This is a genomic window from Streptomyces sp. NPDC037290, assembly GCF_055603245.1.
This window is the reverse complement of record NZ_JBVJVZ010000001.1, coordinates 391,427-405,638: the sequence shown is the minus strand read 5'-3', so window position 1 is coordinate 405,638 and position 14,212 is coordinate 391,427. Positions and strand designations below refer to the sequence as shown.

14 protein-coding genes and 1 pseudogene are annotated in these 14,212 nt (G+C 71.9%); 8 read left to right on the top strand and 7 right to left on the bottom strand.

Going from position 1 to position 14,212, the window contains the following annotated elements; translation table 11 throughout:
• Positions 1-105: 105 nt before the first annotated feature.
• Positions 106-300 (top strand): annotated as a pseudogene (locus ACZ7HQ_RS01855) (protealysin inhibitor emfourin); the annotation flags it as partial.
• A 25-nt stretch (positions 301-325) separates the two neighbouring features.
• On the opposite strand, the gene ACZ7HQ_RS01850 reads toward ACZ7HQ_RS01855, so the two are convergent.
• Positions 326-1,630, bottom strand: coding sequence for a UDP-glucose dehydrogenase family protein (locus ACZ7HQ_RS01850; protein ID WP_470983345.1), 1,305 nt, complete (start codon positions 1,628-1,630; stop codon positions 326-328).
• A 204-nt stretch (positions 1,631-1,834) separates the two neighbouring features.
• Between ACZ7HQ_RS01850 and ACZ7HQ_RS01845 the strand changes: the two genes are divergently transcribed.
• From ACZ7HQ_RS01845 to ACZ7HQ_RS01830, 4 genes are all read left to right on the top strand, one after another.
• The gene (locus ACZ7HQ_RS01845) at positions 1,835-2,017 is read left to right on the top strand and encodes a hypothetical protein (RefSeq protein WP_470983343.1); all 183 of its coding nucleotides are present in this window, start codon (positions 1,835-1,837) and stop codon (positions 2,015-2,017) included.
• Positions 2,014-3,408 carry a glycosyltransferase gene (locus ACZ7HQ_RS01840; protein ID WP_470983341.1) on the top strand — a complete coding sequence of 465 codons (1,395 nt, stop codon included), beginning with the start codon at positions 2,014-2,016 and terminating at the stop codon, positions 3,406-3,408. Before ACZ7HQ_RS01845 ends, ACZ7HQ_RS01840 begins: the two co-directional genes overlap by 4 nt.
• A gap of 126 nt (positions 3,409-3,534) precedes the next feature.
• Positions 3,535-4,869: a GH1 family beta-glucosidase gene (locus ACZ7HQ_RS01835; protein ID WP_470983339.1), complete on the top strand. Its 1,335-nt coding sequence runs from the start codon at positions 3,535-3,537 to the stop codon at positions 4,867-4,869.
• Positions 4,866-6,107: an MFS transporter gene (locus tag ACZ7HQ_RS01830; RefSeq protein WP_470983337.1), complete on the top strand. Its 1,242-nt coding sequence runs from the start codon at positions 4,866-4,868 to the stop codon at positions 6,105-6,107. The genes ACZ7HQ_RS01835 and ACZ7HQ_RS01830 overlap by 4 nt, the downstream gene beginning before the upstream one ends.
• 18 nt (positions 6,108-6,125) lie before the next feature.
• Here the strand turns inward: ACZ7HQ_RS01830 and ACZ7HQ_RS01825 are convergent, their stop codons facing one another.
• Positions 6,126-6,980 carry an NAD-dependent epimerase/dehydratase family protein gene (locus ACZ7HQ_RS01825; protein WP_470983335.1) on the bottom strand — a complete coding sequence of 285 codons (855 nt, stop codon included), beginning with the start codon at positions 6,978-6,980 and terminating at the stop codon, positions 6,126-6,128.
• 123 nt (positions 6,981-7,103) lie between these two features.
• Between ACZ7HQ_RS01825 and ACZ7HQ_RS01820 the strand changes: the two genes are divergently transcribed.
• Positions 7,104-7,958: a helix-turn-helix transcriptional regulator gene (locus ACZ7HQ_RS01820; protein WP_470983333.1), complete on the top strand. Its 855-nt coding sequence runs from the start codon at positions 7,104-7,106 to the stop codon at positions 7,956-7,958.
• On the opposite strand, the gene era is transcribed toward ACZ7HQ_RS01820, so the two are convergent.
• The gene (gene era, locus ACZ7HQ_RS01815; RefSeq protein WP_470983330.1) at positions 7,955-8,908 is read right to left on the bottom strand and encodes a GTPase Era; all 954 of its coding nucleotides are present in this window, start codon (positions 8,906-8,908) and stop codon (positions 7,955-7,957) included. The two genes, ACZ7HQ_RS01820 and era, sit on opposite strands and share 4 nt — an antisense overlap.
• Positions 8,909-9,058: 150 nt before the next feature.
• Here era and ACZ7HQ_RS01810 point away from each other — a divergent pair, with 150 nt between their 5' ends.
• The gene (locus tag ACZ7HQ_RS01810; RefSeq protein WP_470983327.1) at positions 9,059-10,375 is read left to right on the top strand and encodes an ammonium transporter; all 1,317 of its coding nucleotides are present in this window, start codon (positions 9,059-9,061) and stop codon (positions 10,373-10,375) included.
• Positions 10,372-10,710, top strand: a complete 339-nt coding sequence (locus ACZ7HQ_RS01805) for a P-II family nitrogen regulator (protein WP_470983324.1) — start codon at positions 10,372-10,374, stop codon at positions 10,708-10,710. Before ACZ7HQ_RS01810 ends, ACZ7HQ_RS01805 begins: the two co-directional genes overlap by 4 nt.
• Here the strand turns inward: ACZ7HQ_RS01805 and ACZ7HQ_RS01800 are convergent.
• The 4 genes from ACZ7HQ_RS01800 to ACZ7HQ_RS01785 all read right to left on the bottom strand — a co-directional run bounded on the left by ACZ7HQ_RS01800 (position 10,604) and on the right by ACZ7HQ_RS01785 (position 14,201).
• Positions 10,604-11,614: a DUF916 domain-containing protein gene (locus ACZ7HQ_RS01800; RefSeq protein WP_470983321.1), complete on the bottom strand. Its 1,011-nt coding sequence runs from the start codon at positions 11,612-11,614 to the stop codon at positions 10,604-10,606. The genes ACZ7HQ_RS01805 and ACZ7HQ_RS01800 overlap by 107 nt on opposite strands.
• A gap of 72 nt (positions 11,615-11,686) precedes the next feature.
• Entirely contained in the window at positions 11,687-13,024 is a 1,338-nt protein-coding gene (locus tag ACZ7HQ_RS01795; RefSeq protein WP_470983319.1) for a beta-xylosidase, read from the bottom strand.
• A 143-nt stretch (positions 13,025-13,167) separates the two neighbouring features.
• Positions 13,168-13,644, bottom strand: coding sequence for a hypothetical protein (locus ACZ7HQ_RS01790; RefSeq protein ID WP_470983317.1), 477 nt, complete (start codon positions 13,642-13,644; stop codon positions 13,168-13,170).
• Positions 13,645-13,844: 200 nt separating this feature from the next.
• Entirely contained in the window at positions 13,845-14,201 is a 357-nt protein-coding gene (locus tag ACZ7HQ_RS01785; protein ID WP_470983314.1) for a cytidine deaminase, read from the bottom strand.
• Between the last annotated feature and the right edge of the window lie 11 nt (positions 14,202-14,212).

The window sequence follows — 14,212 nt, the reverse complement described above, 5'->3', positions numbered from 1 at the left end:
AGGGGGGGGGGTCGGAAAAAAGAAGGAAAACGGGGGGAGAAAGAGGGGGGGAAGGGGGGTGTTGGGGGGGAAGGAGGAGCGGGGGGGGGGGGACACCCCCCCCCCCGCCCCGACGCGCCCGTGTGGCAGGCCCTGGCCGAACGCGTCCTCGCGTCCGGCCAGAGCACCCCGCCCGCCGGCGTCCCCGACGGCTTCCGGTACGAGATCACCGTGGACGGCCGCACGGTCTACGCGGCCGACCCCCGACTCACCGAGGAACAGCGCGAGTTGATCACGATGGTGCTGAAGGAGGGTGCCTAGGGTTTGTCCGGCCGACCATGCCCCCTCACGGCCGGACCGTGGCGCGCCCCACGCTCATGCAGGTGTAGCCGGACCGGCCCAGCGCGTCCGGGTCGAGCAGGTTGCGCCCGTCGAAGAGGACGGGGGTGCGCATCAGGCTCCGGACCGCCGCCCAGTCCGTTTCGACCAGGTCGCGCCATTCGGTGACGATGACGGCGGCGTCGGCACCGGTGAGGGCCTCGGGGACGGTGGGCCGGCGCTCGGCCCGGTTCCAGGGTTCGGTGCCGGCGGGCCGGGCCATGGGGTCCCAGCACGCCAGCGTGGCCCCTTCCGCGAGCAGGCGGGAGGCCAGGACGGTGCTGGGCGCTTCCCGCATGTCGTCGGTGCCGGGCTTGAAGGTCATGCCGAGCAACGCGACCCGCTTGTCGCGCAGGGTCCCGAGTTCGGCCTTCAGGCGCTGGACGGCGCGGCGGGGCTGGAGGTCGTTGACCTCGATGACGGCGTTGAGGAGCTGGAAGGAGTAGCCGGAGTTGCTGGCCATGGCGCGCAGGGCCCGGGAGTCCTTGGGGAAGCAGGATCCGCCGTAGCCGAGGCCGGCGTTGAGGAAGTGGCGGCCCAGGCGGTGGTCGAGGCCGACGGCGTCGGCGACCCGGGTGACGTCGGCTCCCGTCGCCTCGCAGACGGTCGCTATCTCGTTGATGAAGGTGATCTTCGTGGCCAGCAGGGCGTTGGACGCGAGTTTGACCATCTCGGCCGAGGCGACGTCCATGGTCTGCACGGGCCCGTCGATGCCGGCGTGGAGGCCGGCCACCAGCTCGGCGGTGTCGGGGTCGTCGGCGCCGACGACGATGCGGTCGGGCTGCAGGAAGTCGGTGACGGCCCTGCCCTCGGCGGTGAACTCGGGGTTCGAGGCGTAGCCGACGTGCCCCAGGCCCGCGTCGTCCAGTGCGGCCCGCACCCGGACTCCGGTGCCGACGGGAACGGTGGACTTCACGACGACCGCGGCCAGGTGGGTGGCCCCGCGAAGGCTGTCGATGACGGACCAGACGCGAGAGAGGTCGGCGTCGCCGGAGGCGGTCGGGGGTGTGTCGACGCAGATGTAGGCGACATGGGCGTCGCGGACCGCTTCGTCCGCGTCGAGCGTGTAGGTCAGCGACTCCTTGTTGTCGGCGAGGAGTTCGCCGAGGCCCGGCTCGTAGATGGGCACACCTCCGGCCTGCAGCAGCCGGACGCGTTCGGGCTGGATGTCGCGAACGGTGACGCGGTGCCCGAGGCCGGCGAAGCAGCCGGCGGTGACCAGGCCGATGTAACCGGCGCCGAATATGGCGATGTTGCGGGCGCTGCCCTGCATGTTCAGGCTCCAGAGCGGTGAGGGGCGGTACGGCCGGGGCGGGAGGTCGGACCCCCTCGTGATCTCCCCGTGATGAAGTACCACTTTCAAGTACTTGCATGCTATACACATCTCTTACAGGATCTTCACATTCCCTGTTCCCGAAGTTTCCTCATCTCCTTGGGGGGAGTTATGTCCGGACACGGCCAGCTTGCACAGACCGGTATGCCCGCCATCGTCATCGGCGGTATCACCTATCCGCTGGGGGGCTGGATGGTCGCGGCGGCGGTCGCCGTCGTCGTCGGCACGGTCCTCGTGGTGCGCTTCCGCTACCGCCGGGGACTGGCGGCCGGCGAGGGCACCGTCGGCGGTGCGATGCAGGATCGTTCCTTCCGTCGCCGCCGGTGAGCGCTCGCCACACCGAGGAACCGGTGCTGTCGGCCCATCAGCACCGGTCCGCGACGGTCCTGATGGGGATCGTCGTCGTGCTCGCCGCGGCCGCCTGGGCGGGGTACCACGCGCTCAGCGCGTTCGCGCACGACGGCCGCAGCCAGAACCGGCTGACCGTCGTCTGGGCCTCGCTGTTCCTGATCTTCCTGCTGCAGACGTTCATGTACCACCTCGAGCGTCCGCGCAAGCTCACCCCGCGCATCGCCCGGCAGTTGGAGGCCCTGCACGTGGCGATCCTGGTGCCCGTCTACAACGAGGACCCCGGTTACCTCCGGCTCGGGCTCGAGTCCTTCCTGCGCCAGACCCGCAGGCCCGACTCCGTCCACATCGTCGACGACGGCTCCACCAACACCGACTACGCCGAGGTCCGCCAGTGGTGGGAACGGGCCGCCCACGACGCAGGCGTCGCCACGACCTGGCAGCGTGTGCCCAACGGGGGCAAGCGTCACGCGCAGGCGCACGCCGTCCGGGTCAGCCCCGAAGCGGACATCTACGTCACGTGTGACAGCGACAGCTGCTTCGCCCCCGCCGCACTGGAGCAGACCCTCATCCCGTTCTCCAGGCCCCGGGTCCAGTCGGTGGCGGGCATCGTCATCGCGACGAACAACCGCGCCAACTGGCTCGTACGCATCACCGACCTGTGGTTCGTCGTCTGCCAGCTCGTCGACCGGTCCGGCCAGTCCGCGGTCGGGGCCGTCATGGTCAACTCCGGGCCGCTGGCCGCCTACCGGGCGGACATCATCCGCGACAACCTCGACGGCTACCTGAACGAGACGTTCATGGGGCGGCCCGTGAACTTCTCCGACGACAGCATGCTCACCCTCTACGCCCAGGAACGCGGACTGACCGTCCAGCAGCCCTCGGCCATCTGTTTCACCGCCATGCCGGAGAAGTGGTCCCACTTCAATCGCATGTACCTGCGCTGGATGCGGGGCTCCACCATCCGCTCCCTGTGGCGCATGCGCTACCTCACGCCTGCCCGCCCCGCGTTCTGGCTGCACACCATGCGCTGGGTCCAGATGGTGCTCACCCAGATGGTCACCCTCTGGATGCTGGTCGTCGAGCCCCTCGCCTACGACAACCTGCCGCCCAGGAGCATGCTGGTCGTGCCGTTCCTCATCGGCTGGGCCCAGGGTCTGCGCTACCTCGGCATCATCCGGTCCGACGAACGCATCCGGTCCCGCGCCGTGACATGGCTCGCCATGCCCGCCGCCATCGTCCTGGCCTGGACCGTGCTGCGCTGGCTGCGCTGGTACGGCATCGCCACGTGCGCCAGGACCGGATGGGGTACCCGGCAGAACGGCGCCGAGGTCACCCTCAGCGGCGTCGCGCCGACGACTCCGGCGTGACCCGGCCGGCCCCGCCGGCCCCGGCGCCCGTCCCCACCTCCGGACGGGCGCTTCGGCCTGTCGGCTCAACATCCGGTTCGCACAAGGGCGTTGACTTCCGTTACCGCGGGTAAGGATGATCCCGCCATGGCGACTGACGCAGGCGGTCCGGCACCCGCCCCGATCCCCCGCTTCCCGGACGGCTTCCTGTGGGGTGTCTCGACCTCGGCCCACCAGATCGAGGGAGCGGCCGAGGAGCGCGAGCGCTCCGTGTGGGACGACTTCACGGCCGAACCCGGGCGGGTGAAGGACGGCTCGACGGCGGCGGTGGCCTGCGACCACTACCACCGCTACCGCGAGGACGTGGCCCTCCTCGCCGGTCTCGGCGTGGACGCGTACCGCTTCTCCGTCTCCTGGCCCCGGGTGAACTCCCCCGGCGGGCTGGACTTCTACGACCGCCTGGTGGACGAGCTGTGCGCGGCGGGCGTACGGCCCGTGCCCACCCTCTTCCACTGGGACCTGCCCGCCTCGCTGGACTGGCTCGAGCGGGACACGGCGGCCCGGTTCGCCGACCACGTGACGGTGGTCGCCGAGCGGCTCGGCGATCGCGTGGGCAAGTGGATCACCCTCAACGAGCCCGCCGAGCACACCCTCCTGGGCCACGCCCTCGGCGCCCACGCCCCCGGCAGGCGGCTCCTCTTCGACGCACTCCCGGTCGCCCACCACCAGCTCCTCGCCCACGGTCTCGCGGTGCGGGCCCTGCGCGCGGCCGGCGCGGAGGACATCGGTGTCGCCAACTCCCACGGCCCCACCTGGCCCGCCTCGCAGGCCCCCGAGGACGTGGAGGCGGCCGGTTTCTACGACGTCCTGCTCAACCGGCTCTTCGCCGAACCGATCGTGCTCGGCGCGTACCCGGAGGGAATGGACGCGTTGATGCCGGGGGACGTGCAGGCCGACCTGAAGATCATCGCCGAGCCCGTCGACTGGTACGGCATCAACTACTACGCCCCGGCGCTGGTGGGTGCCCCGCGGGGCACCGAGACCGAGTTCGGCGGTCTGACCATGCCGGCCGAACTCCCCTTCTCGGTACGGGAGATCGAGGGGCGCCCGGTCACCGACTTCGGCTGGCCGATCGTCCCGGAGGCGCTGACGGACCTGCTCACCGGCTTCCGGGACCGCTACGGCGACCGGCTCCCGCCGATCGTCATCACCGAGAACGGCTGCTCGTACGAGGGCATCGACGACCAGGACCGCATCGCCTACCTGGACGCCCATGTCCGTGCCCTGCACGCGGCGCTCAGGGCCGGGGTCGACGTACGCGGCTACTTCGTGTGGTCCCTGATGGACAACTTCGAGTGGGCCGAGGGGTACGCGCGCCGCTTCGGCCTGGTCCACGTGGACTTCGACGACCCCGCGACGCTGAAGCGCACCCCGAAGGCCTCCTACCACTGGTTCCGGGACCTGCTCCGGGCGCAGAGATGACCTCGGCAGCTCTGGCCGAGCCCGTCGAACCGGTCGGCCGGGGCTGGACGGCGGCCCTCGCGCTGGCCAACGGGGCGATCTGGGTGGGCTGGTTCGGCCCACTGCAGATCCTGCTCGCCTCCCAGGCAGGTCGCTTCGCACCCGGCTCCGGGACGTCGAAGGAGACGATGCTGGCCTGGGTGACCGGGGCGGGCGCGGTGGTCTCCCTGCTCGCCAACCCGCTCTTCGGCGCGCTGTCGGACCGTACGACCGCCCGCCGGGGCCGCCGGACGCCGTGGATCGTGGCCGGTACGGCGGGCGGCGCGCTGTCGCTGCTGCTGCTCGCGGGCGCGGGCGGGGTGTGGTCGATGGCGGTGGGCTGGTGCCTGGTGCAGCTCACGCTGAACGCGGCCTTCGCGGCGGTGACGGCGGCCGTCCCGGACCGGGTGCCGCGGCGCGGGCGGGGCGCGGTCGGCGGCTGGTTGGGGGCCGCGCAGATCCTGGGCGTGGTGGGCGGCACGGGCCTGGCGACGGCGGCGGGCGGGATCGCGGCCGGGTATGCCGCGTGCGCGGTGTGCACGGTGGCGGGTGTGCTGCCGTACGTGCTGCGGCACGAGGACCTGCGGCTCGCGCGCGAGGACCGGCCTACGTGGTCCTGGCGGGGCTTCCTCGCGGGTTTCTGGCTGAGCCCGCGCCGCCACCCCGACCTCGGCTGGGCCTGGCTGACCCGTTTCCTGATCAACCTCAGCAACTCCCTCGTCCTGCTGTACCTCCTCTACTACCTGCGCGACCGCCTGCACCACGCCGACCCGGAACGGGGCGTGCTGGTGCTGACGGCCGTCAACAGCCTGACGCTGACGGCGACCGTCGTGGCGGGCGGTGTCTGGTCGGACCGGGTGGGCCGGCGCAAGCCGTTCGTCGTCTGGTCGGGCGTCCTGATGGCGGTGGCGACGGCGGCCCTGGCCGGGTGGCAGACCTGGCCCGGCGCGGTCGTGGCGGCGGCCGTCCTCGGCGTCGGCTTCGGCGTGTTCACCTCGGTCGACTTCGCGCTGATGACGGACGTCCTGCCGAAGGCGCTGGACCGGGGCAAGGACCTGGGAGTCATCAACGTGGCCAACGCCCTGCCCCAGGTGGCCGCCCCCGCGCTGGCGGCGCCGATCGTGACCCACCTGGGCGGCTACCGGGTGCTGTACCTGGTGGCGGCCGTGATCGGGCTGGCGGGGGCGGCGCTGGTGGGCCGGATCAGAGGGGTCGAGTAGCCCAAAGGCCCGAGCGGGTCAGAGGGCTCCGGCGTCGCGGGCGGCCCAGACGGTCGGGTAGAGGGGGCGGAACCCGAGATCCCGGCGGATCTTCTGCGTGGACATGATCCCCAGCCACGGGTCGGGGTCGGTCCGGGTGTGCATGCCGGCGGGCACCTCGGCCCCATTGACCTGGTGCAGCTCGACCGCCGTGACGGGGGCGTCGTCGGCGATGTTGTGCACCGGGCCGTTCACCGCCGGTGCGTACAGCAGGCGCAGCAGCCCCTGGGCGACGTCGGCGTGGTGGCCCATGTGCAGCCGCTGGGTGGACGCCCAGTGCGCGGCCCAGCGCAGGGACTGGGCGAGGTGCGGGTCGCCGTCGCCGTAGACGAAGGGCAGCCGGGCGACGCGCACGTCCATGCCCTCCAGCGCGAGCAGCTCCCGTTCGGCCGCCGCCTTCGACTCGGGATAGGCGCCCCACATCGCGCCGCCGGGCCGGATCTCGTCGTCCTCGGTCAGCGGGCGGCCCCGCCCGGCGCCGTACACGAGCCCCGTGCTGACCTGTACGAAGCGCCGCACGCCCGAGGCCAGCGCGGCGCGGCCCAGGGCCACGGCCGCGTCCCGGTTGACGGCCCACGCCTCCTCGTCCGGCACCCCGCGGAAGGACGCCGCGATGTTCACGACCGCGTCCGCCCCGGCGAGCGCCTTGCCGAGCGCCTCGTCGTCCCGCAGATCGCCGACGGCGACCTGGGCGCCCAGCTCCGCGAAGTCCTCGCCGCGCGCCGCGTCCCGCACCAGGACCCGTACCTGCTCCCCCGGCTGCCGCTGTGCCAGCAGCCTCGGCACGAAGCGCCGGCCGACCTGGCCCGTCGTGCCCGTCACCAGTGTCACCATGTTCTGCTCCTCCCAAACCGGTGCCACCACTGTCGGACGATGCCGCGCAGGGCGGGAGAGACCTCCCGATCAGGGGAGTGGCACTCCCTGGATAAGCCCCGCGTCCTGCCCCACCCTGAAGGGGTGAACCGAGTCGAACTCGCCGACTTCCTGCGGCGCAGCCGTGCCCGCCTGGGCCCCTCCGACGTGGGCCTCACGCCCGGCGCCCGCCGCCGTACGCCCGGTCTGCGGCGGGAGGAGGTGGCCTCGCTGGCCGGCATGTCGGTCGACTACTACACCCGGCTGGAACAGTGCCGGGGACCACGGCCGTCCCGGCAGATGCTCACCGCCCTGGCCCGGGCGCTGCGGCTGACCGACGACGAACGCGACCATCTCTTCCACCTCGCGGGCGAGGAGCCGCCACGCCGGGAAGGCACCTCGGCCCATGTGCGGCCCGGGCTGCTGCTGGTCCTGGACCGGCTGCACGACGCGCCGGCGATGGTGGTGACGGGCTGTGGCGAGATCCTGGCGCAGAACGCGCTGTCGCGGGCCCTGTCCGGCGACGCGGCCGCCCGTCCGCCGCGCGAGCGCAACCTGATCCGCCGCTTCTTCCTGGACCGGGAGGGACGCGAGCTGTTCCCGCCGGAGGACCTGCCGGAGCACGCGCGGATCCATGTGGCGAACCTCCGCGCTGTCGCCGCCGCCCGCCCCGACGACCCGGAACCGGCCGCGCTGGTGGCCGAACTGCGCGCGGCCAGCGAGGAGTTCGCCCGGCTCTGGGAGGAACACGAGGTGGCCGTCCGGCGCGGCAGCACCAAACGCTTCCGGCACCCCGTGGTGGGCCTCCTGGAACTGGACTGCGAGGCCCTCCTCAGCGACGACGCCCACCACCGTCTGGTCCTGCACACGGCCCGCCCGGGAACGGAGTCGTACGAGCGGCTGCAGTTGCTGAGGGTGGTGGGACTGCAGAACATGACCCCGCAGGGCGCCGCCGGCTAGAAACCGAGCTTCCTCAGCTGCTTCGGGTCACGCTGCCAGTCCTTCGCCACCTTCACATGCAGGTCCAGGAAGACCGGTGTGCCCAGCAGTGCCTCGATGTGCTTGCGGGACTTGATGCCGACCTCCTTCAGGCGCTTGCCCTTGGGGCCGATGATGATGCCCTTCTGGCTGGGGCGCTCGATGTAAAGGTTGGCGTGGATGTCCAGCAGGGGGCGGTCCGCGGGACGGTCCTCGCGCGGGAGCATCTCCTCGACGACCACGGCGATGGAGTGCGGCAGCTCGTCGCGGACACCCTCCAGCGCGGCCTCACGGATGAGTTCCGCGATCATGACCTGCTCGGGCTCGTCCGTGAGGTCGCCCTCGGGGTAGAGCGCGGGGCCCTCCGGCAGCAGCGGGATCAGCAGGTCCGCCAGCAGGTCCACCTGCTTGGCCCCCACCGCCGACACCGGCACGATCTCCGCCCACTCGATGCCCAGGTCCTTGCCGAGCTGGTCGATCGCGATCAGCTGCTCGGCCAGGGTCTTGGAGTCGACCAGGTCGGTCTTGGTGACGATGGCGACCTTCGGGGTCTTGCGGATCCCGGCCAGTTCCTTGGCGATGAAGCGGTCACCGGGTCCGATCTTCTCGTTCGCCGGCAGGCAGAAGCCGATCACGTCGACCTCGGCCCAGGTGGTGCGGACGACGTCGTTGAGCCGCTCGCCGAGCAGCGTGCGCGGCTTGTGCAGTCCCGGCGTGTCCACCAGGATCAACTGGGCGTCGGGCCGGTGCACGATGCCCCGCACGGTGTGCCGCGTCGTCTGCGGCTGGTTGGCGGTGATCGCCACCTTCTGCCCCACCAGAGCGTTCGTGAGGGTGGACTTGCCCGCGTTGGGGCGGCCCACGAAGCAGGCGAAGCCGGCGCGGTGGACGGTCTCGGCCGGCTGCTCGGATGACTGGGTGCGAACGCTCATGCCGTTCATTCTCCCTGATCCACGAGGCCCGCCGTACCGTGAGGTTCCGGTAACCCTCACGCAACGAAACGTCACGGAAACACATCCGTACACGACCGGAAACGCGTGCCGGTGAATCTCTGACGAGCCCCCACACCGTTGGAGACGCCCGTGACCCTCGCCGCCGCGCACGTGAACACCGGCGACACCGCCTGGCTGCTCGCCGCGACCGCCCTCGTCCTGCTGATGACCCCGGGCCTGGCCCTGTTCTACGGCGGCATGGTCCGCACGAAGAGCGTCCTCAACATGCTGATGATGAGCTTCGTGTCGATCGCCCTGGTCACGGTGGTGTGGCTGGCGGCGGGCTACTCCCTCGCCTTCGGTGACGACGCCTTCGCGGGGCTCATCGGCGGCCTCGGCCACGCCGGGATGGCCCACCTCGGTCCCGGCAGCGTCCACGGCACGGTCCCCACGCTCCTCTTCGCCACCTTCCAGCTCACCTTCGCGATCATCACGGCCGCCCTGATCAGCGGCGCGGTCGCCGACCGGACGAAATTCTCGGCGTGGCTGGTCTTCGTCCCCGTCTGGACCCTGCTCGTATACGTCCCGATCACCCACTGGGTGTGGGGCCCGGGCGGCTGGATCGCGAACGGGCTCGGCGCGCTCGACTTCGCGGGCGGTCTGCCCGTCGAGATCGCCTCCGGCGCCTCGGGCCTCGCCCTGTGCCTGGTCCTCGGCCCGCGGCTCGGCTTCAAGAAGGACGCCATGCGCCCGCACAACCTGCCCATGGTGATCCTCGGCGCCGGTCTGCTGTGGTTCGGCTGGTTCGGCTTCAACGCGGGCAGCGCGCTCGGCGCGAACGGGCTCGCCGCGGCCGCCTTCCTGAACACCCTCGCCGCCGGCTGCACCGGCCTGCTCGGCTGGCTCTTCGTCGAGCAGAGGAGGGACGGCCACCCCACCACCCTGGGCGCCGCCTCCGGCGCGGTCGCCGGCCTGGTCGCGATCACCCCGTCCTGCGGCACGGTCTCCCTGCTCGGCGCGCTGATCGTCGGCCTCGCCGCCGGTGTCGTCTGCTCCTACGCGGTGAGCTGGAAGTTCAAGCTGAACTACGACGACTCCCTGGACGTCGTCGGCGTCCACCTGGTCGGCGGCGTCATCGGCACCCTGCTGATCGGCCTGTTCGCCGAGAAGGCCATGACCGGCACCGCGCAGGGCCTCTTCTACGGCGGCGGACTCGCCCAGCTCGGCAGGCAGGCGCTCGCCGTGGCCGTCGTGGCCGGGTACGCCTTCGCGGTGACGTACGGTCTCGGCAAGCTGCTCGACAGGGCGATGGGCCTGCGCGCGAGCGAGGAGCAGGAGTACACCGGCCTGGACCTTACGGTGCACGCCGAGACGGCATACGATCACGGCGTCCTGGGCCATGGCGCCCCGGTCTCCCACTCCGTCCTCACCTCAGCCGGCACGCAGAAGGTCGACACCCAGGCATGAAGCTCATCACCGCGATCGTCAAGCCGTACCGTCTGGACGAGGTCAAGACCGCCCTGCAGGAGCTGGGCGTGCACGGTCTGACCGTGACCGAGGCGAGCGGCTACGGCCGGCAGCGCGGCCACACCGAGGTGTACCGGGGCGCCGAGTACCGGGTCGACCTGGTGCCGAAGGCGCGCATCGAGGTCGTCGTGGAGGACGCGGACGCCGACGCCGTGATCGACGCGATCGTCAGGGCCGCGCAGACGGGGAAGATCGGGGACGGGAAGGTGTGGTCCGTACCCGTGGAGACGGTCGTCCGCGTGCGGACCGGCGAACGCGGCCCCGACGCGCTCTGACGAGCAGCACCCCGGCCGCCACGCCCGCGAGGAACACCAGCGCCGCGGCGAGCCAGGGCAGCGCGAGGAAGGTGGCGCTCGCCGACTGCCGGGTGCCGGGCGCGCTCGCGGTCAGTGTCACGTCGCCCCGGTCGAGTTGGGGCGCGCCGCGCCAGGTCTCGGTGAGCCGTACGGACTGCCCCGGCAGCAGTTCGGAGGGCACCCGGGTCAGCTCGCGGTCGAGCAGCGTACGGCCGAACAGCCCGTGTGCCCTCAGCTCCACCTTCGGGCCGAGGGTGACGTTCCCGGTGTTGCGCAGGGTGTAGGAGATGGTCGCCGTGCTGTCGCCGAGGCCGGGGACGAGCGGCTGGTGGTGGCTGATGTGCAGCTGTCCCACGGAGAGCGCGGGCAGGGTGGGCCCGCCGACCCGGAGGTAGACACGGGCGCCGACGGCCCGCCGCACCCCGAGCGCGAGCCGCCCGCTGCCGGGGTCGACGTGCTCGTCCAGGGCGACGATGGCACCGGGATGGTCCCCTGGCTCGGCCCCGTCCGGGACGCGCAGCGTGAACGGCACGGTGACGGTCCTGTGCCCCGGCACGGTGATCCGTGACCGGGCGGGCCTCGCCCAGGCGCCCACGCCGAGCATCCGCTCCTTCAGCGTGCGTACGGCGAACCCGCCGTCGCGGGCGGTGTTGTAGGCGTCGGCCGCGTAGAGCCGGAAGGTGAGCGGCTTGCCGGTCTTGTTCTGGACGGCGACCTTGTCGGTGAGGGTCTGGCCGGGGTCGGCGGAGAGGTAGAAGTACGGCCGCGCGGCGACCTTCGAGGCGACCGGGTAGACGGCCCAGCTGCCGTTGTCGGCGGCGTGGGCGGGCGTGGCCGGCCATGTCAGCATCAGGCCCAGGAGGAGGACGTACAGCTTGCGCATGGGTGCGGACCCCCACGGACGGAGGACAGGGGCGGGAGACGGGGGAACGGGCGGGTGCGGACGCCCGCACGCTCAGGTGAGCGTCAGTGTGAGCACGCCGGAGTAGGCGCCCGGAGGTGTGAACGCCGGTACGTCCAGGGAGAGTCCGGCGTCGACGGTGAACTCACCGCCGGTGAGCGTGCCGTCCGGGGTGGACGCGAGGGTCGCCCCCGAGCCGCTCACCGAACCCGCCGAACCGGCCTTGCAGGTGCTGGGGCTGCCCGGCTTGGTCGCGCACGCGGGGGTCCAGCTCAGCTTCCCGGCGTCGATCCTGCCGCCGGGACCGGTGAAGTCGGTGACCTTGCCGGTCAGGGACCAGCCCGCGGGCCCGCCCCGGAAGTCCTGCACGGTCACGGTCTGGAGCTTGCCCGTCGAGGCCCCGCCCTTGCCGAAGTCGACCGCCGACAGCGCGACGGAGTCCCCGGCCTGGGACATGGACAGCGTGCCCGCCTTGACGGTGGTGGTCAGTTTCTGGCTGCCGGGCGGGACGGGCGTGTTGTCGTTGACGACGTAGGCCGCGGGGCCCGCGCCCTTGTCCGCGCTCCAGGAGCCGCCCTCGTAGGCCACGATCCCGGTCGTCGTCTTGTCCTTGACGACGAGGGAGCCGCTGAAGGAGCCCTGGGCGTTCGCGGTCACGGTCGCGGTGTCGGCGGTCTGGGTGCCGCCGGACCGCCCGGCCAGCGTGACGGTGGCGCCCGGGGTGAAGTTGCTGCCGGTGACGGTGACAGCGGCGCCCGGGTCACCGGAGGCGGAACTCAGCGAGATGGCACGGGTGTTGGCCGGAGTCCCGTCGGTGGCCGTCACGGTCTGGGACACCGGGGCGGGCGGGTTGGTGACCGTGCAGGGGGTGTCCAGCTCCAGGATGTAGCTGGTGTGGATGTTGTAGTCGCCGGGCGAGAGGGTGATCTGTCCGGCCTTGGTGACGGTGAACGTGCCGGTCATGGAGAAGGACGGGAAGGCGGCCTTCCCCGGCACCGGCGGGTTCTTCTTCGGCCCGGCGACCGTGATGTCACCGGTCTGGGCGCCGCCGAGGGTGACCTTGCCGGTCGGGGTCATGATGTCGGCCGGCAGGGCGAGGTCGGTGGGGTTGGACGCGGCGGCCGTGACCACGGTGTAGGTCACGGTGACGGTGTCGCCGACCTTCGGGCTGGCTTTGTCCACCGAGACGGCGGCGGTGGTGGTGCCGTCGATCGGCGGGATGCCCGCGACGGCGGGCGGGATGCAGTGCGTGGCGAAGTCCACGTTCGTGCCGGCGGCACCGGCCGGGAAGGCCAGCGCGCCGCCCGCGGTGACCGCGAGGGCGGTCGCCCCGAACAGTGACGCCCAGCGCCACCGTCGGGATCTTCGTGGTCTTGGGGGTGTCGAACCCATGGGGCCCCCTCCTGAGGGTTGCGGGCGCAGCGGCTCATCTGCGCCGACAGGGGGCATTGATGTGGAGCGGGGGTGAGAAGTCAATGGAGATGCCGCAGAAAACTGACGGATCATCAGTTTCTGCGGCATCCGGAACACATCGCTCAGTCGAAGACGAACGGGCCGGGGGACTGCGGACCGTTCGCGGTGCAGGTCACAGTGACCCCGAAGATCACCATCTTCAGCGAGCCGCCGTAGGCGTCCAGGCTGTCACCGGAGGCGACGGTGCCGGGGAGCGGGCCGACGCTGACCGGGTCGCCGGTGTTCATGGCGGGGTTCTTCGTACCGCTGAACACGACCGAGCCGCCGCCGGCCCTGGCGAGGGTGAGGGTGGAGGAGATGGAGTCCTGGGCCACCGCGACCGGCGCGGAGATGGCGGAGGAGGTGAGGGTGACGGTGGCGGAGGTGCCGCTCTGGGTGGCGGTGAGCGTGGCCGTACCGCCGCCGAAGATGCCGCAGCTCGCGGTGATGGTCGCCGACTGTGGGGTGACGGCGGCCGCGGTGGGCGCGAAGGCGAGTCCGGTGACCGCGAGGGCCCCGGCGACCAGCGCCGCACCCGTTGTGGTGCGCTTGCCTCTCATGGGGATCCGCTTCCCTTCCCTGGGGGAGTGCCGTGTGGGGGGACGCCGACGGGCGAGAGGCCTGGGCAGGCGGGTGCGGACCCCCTGCGTTCGGCGGTGCGGATCTGACGGCCCGTCGGGATGTACGGCTTCATTGATGCGCAAGGGAGAGAAGCCAACAAGGTTGAATTCCAGCCGACCTTTCGTTCGGCCGGGGCCTCTCAGCGAGCGGCGGAAACGGTGACCCGCACGACCCCGTCGGGCCCGGCCAGCAGCACCGGCGTCCCCGCACCCCCCAGGTCGGCCACCGCGGCCACGTCCTCGGCCGGCACCGACTCCGCTTCGCTGACCACCGCCGCCGCCTCCAGCGACGTGGCCCCCGAGGCCACCGCCATGGCCACAGCCGTCCGCAGCGCGCTCAGCTCCAGCGAGGGCAGCGAGACCGACCCGGCCACATAGGTGCGCCCGGTCTCGTCCCGTACGGCCGCGCCCTCCGGCACACCGTTACGGGCCCGCGCGGAACGGGCCAGGGTGACGATCTTGCGGTCCTCGGGATCCAGCGCGTTGCTCTCGGTCATGCCCAGAGCAT

Excerpts from the sequence above, each read along its gene's own strand:
- ACZ7HQ_RS01850 (WP_470983345.1), bottom strand. The coding sequence starts at position 1,630 with ATGCAGGGCAGCGCCCGCAACATCGCCATATTCGGCGCCGGTTACATC.
- ACZ7HQ_RS01845 (WP_470983343.1), top strand. The coding sequence starts at position 1,835 with ATGCCCGCCATCGTCATCGGCGGTATCACCTATCCGCTGGGGGGCTGG.
- ACZ7HQ_RS01835 (WP_470983339.1), top strand. The coding sequence starts at position 3,535 with ATGGCGACTGACGCAGGCGGTCCGGCACCCGCCCCGATCCCCCGCTTC.
- ACZ7HQ_RS01830 (WP_470983337.1), top strand. The coding sequence starts at position 4,866 with ATGACCTCGGCAGCTCTGGCCGAGCCCGTCGAACCGGTCGGCCGGGGC.
- ACZ7HQ_RS01825 (WP_470983335.1), bottom strand. The coding sequence starts at position 6,980 with ATGGTGACACTGGTGACGGGCACGACGGGCCAGGTCGGCCGGCGCTTC.
- era (WP_470983330.1), bottom strand. The coding sequence starts at position 8,908 with ATGAGCGTTCGCACCCAGTCATCCGAGCAGCCGGCCGAGACCGTCCAC.
- ACZ7HQ_RS01805 (WP_470983324.1), top strand. The coding sequence starts at position 10,372 with ATGAAGCTCATCACCGCGATCGTCAAGCCGTACCGTCTGGACGAGGTC.
- ACZ7HQ_RS01800 (WP_470983321.1), bottom strand. The coding sequence starts at position 11,614 with ATGCGCAAGCTGTACGTCCTCCTCCTGGGCCTGATGCTGACATGGCCG.
- ACZ7HQ_RS01795 (WP_470983319.1), bottom strand. The coding sequence starts at position 13,024 with ATGGGTTCGACACCCCCAAGACCACGAAGATCCCGACGGTGGCGCTGG.
- ACZ7HQ_RS01790 (WP_470983317.1), bottom strand. The coding sequence starts at position 13,644 with ATGAGAGGCAAGCGCACCACAACGGGTGCGGCGCTGGTCGCCGGGGCC.
- ACZ7HQ_RS01785 (WP_470983314.1), bottom strand. The coding sequence starts at position 14,201 with ATGACCGAGAGCAACGCGCTGGATCCCGAGGACCGCAAGATCGTCACC.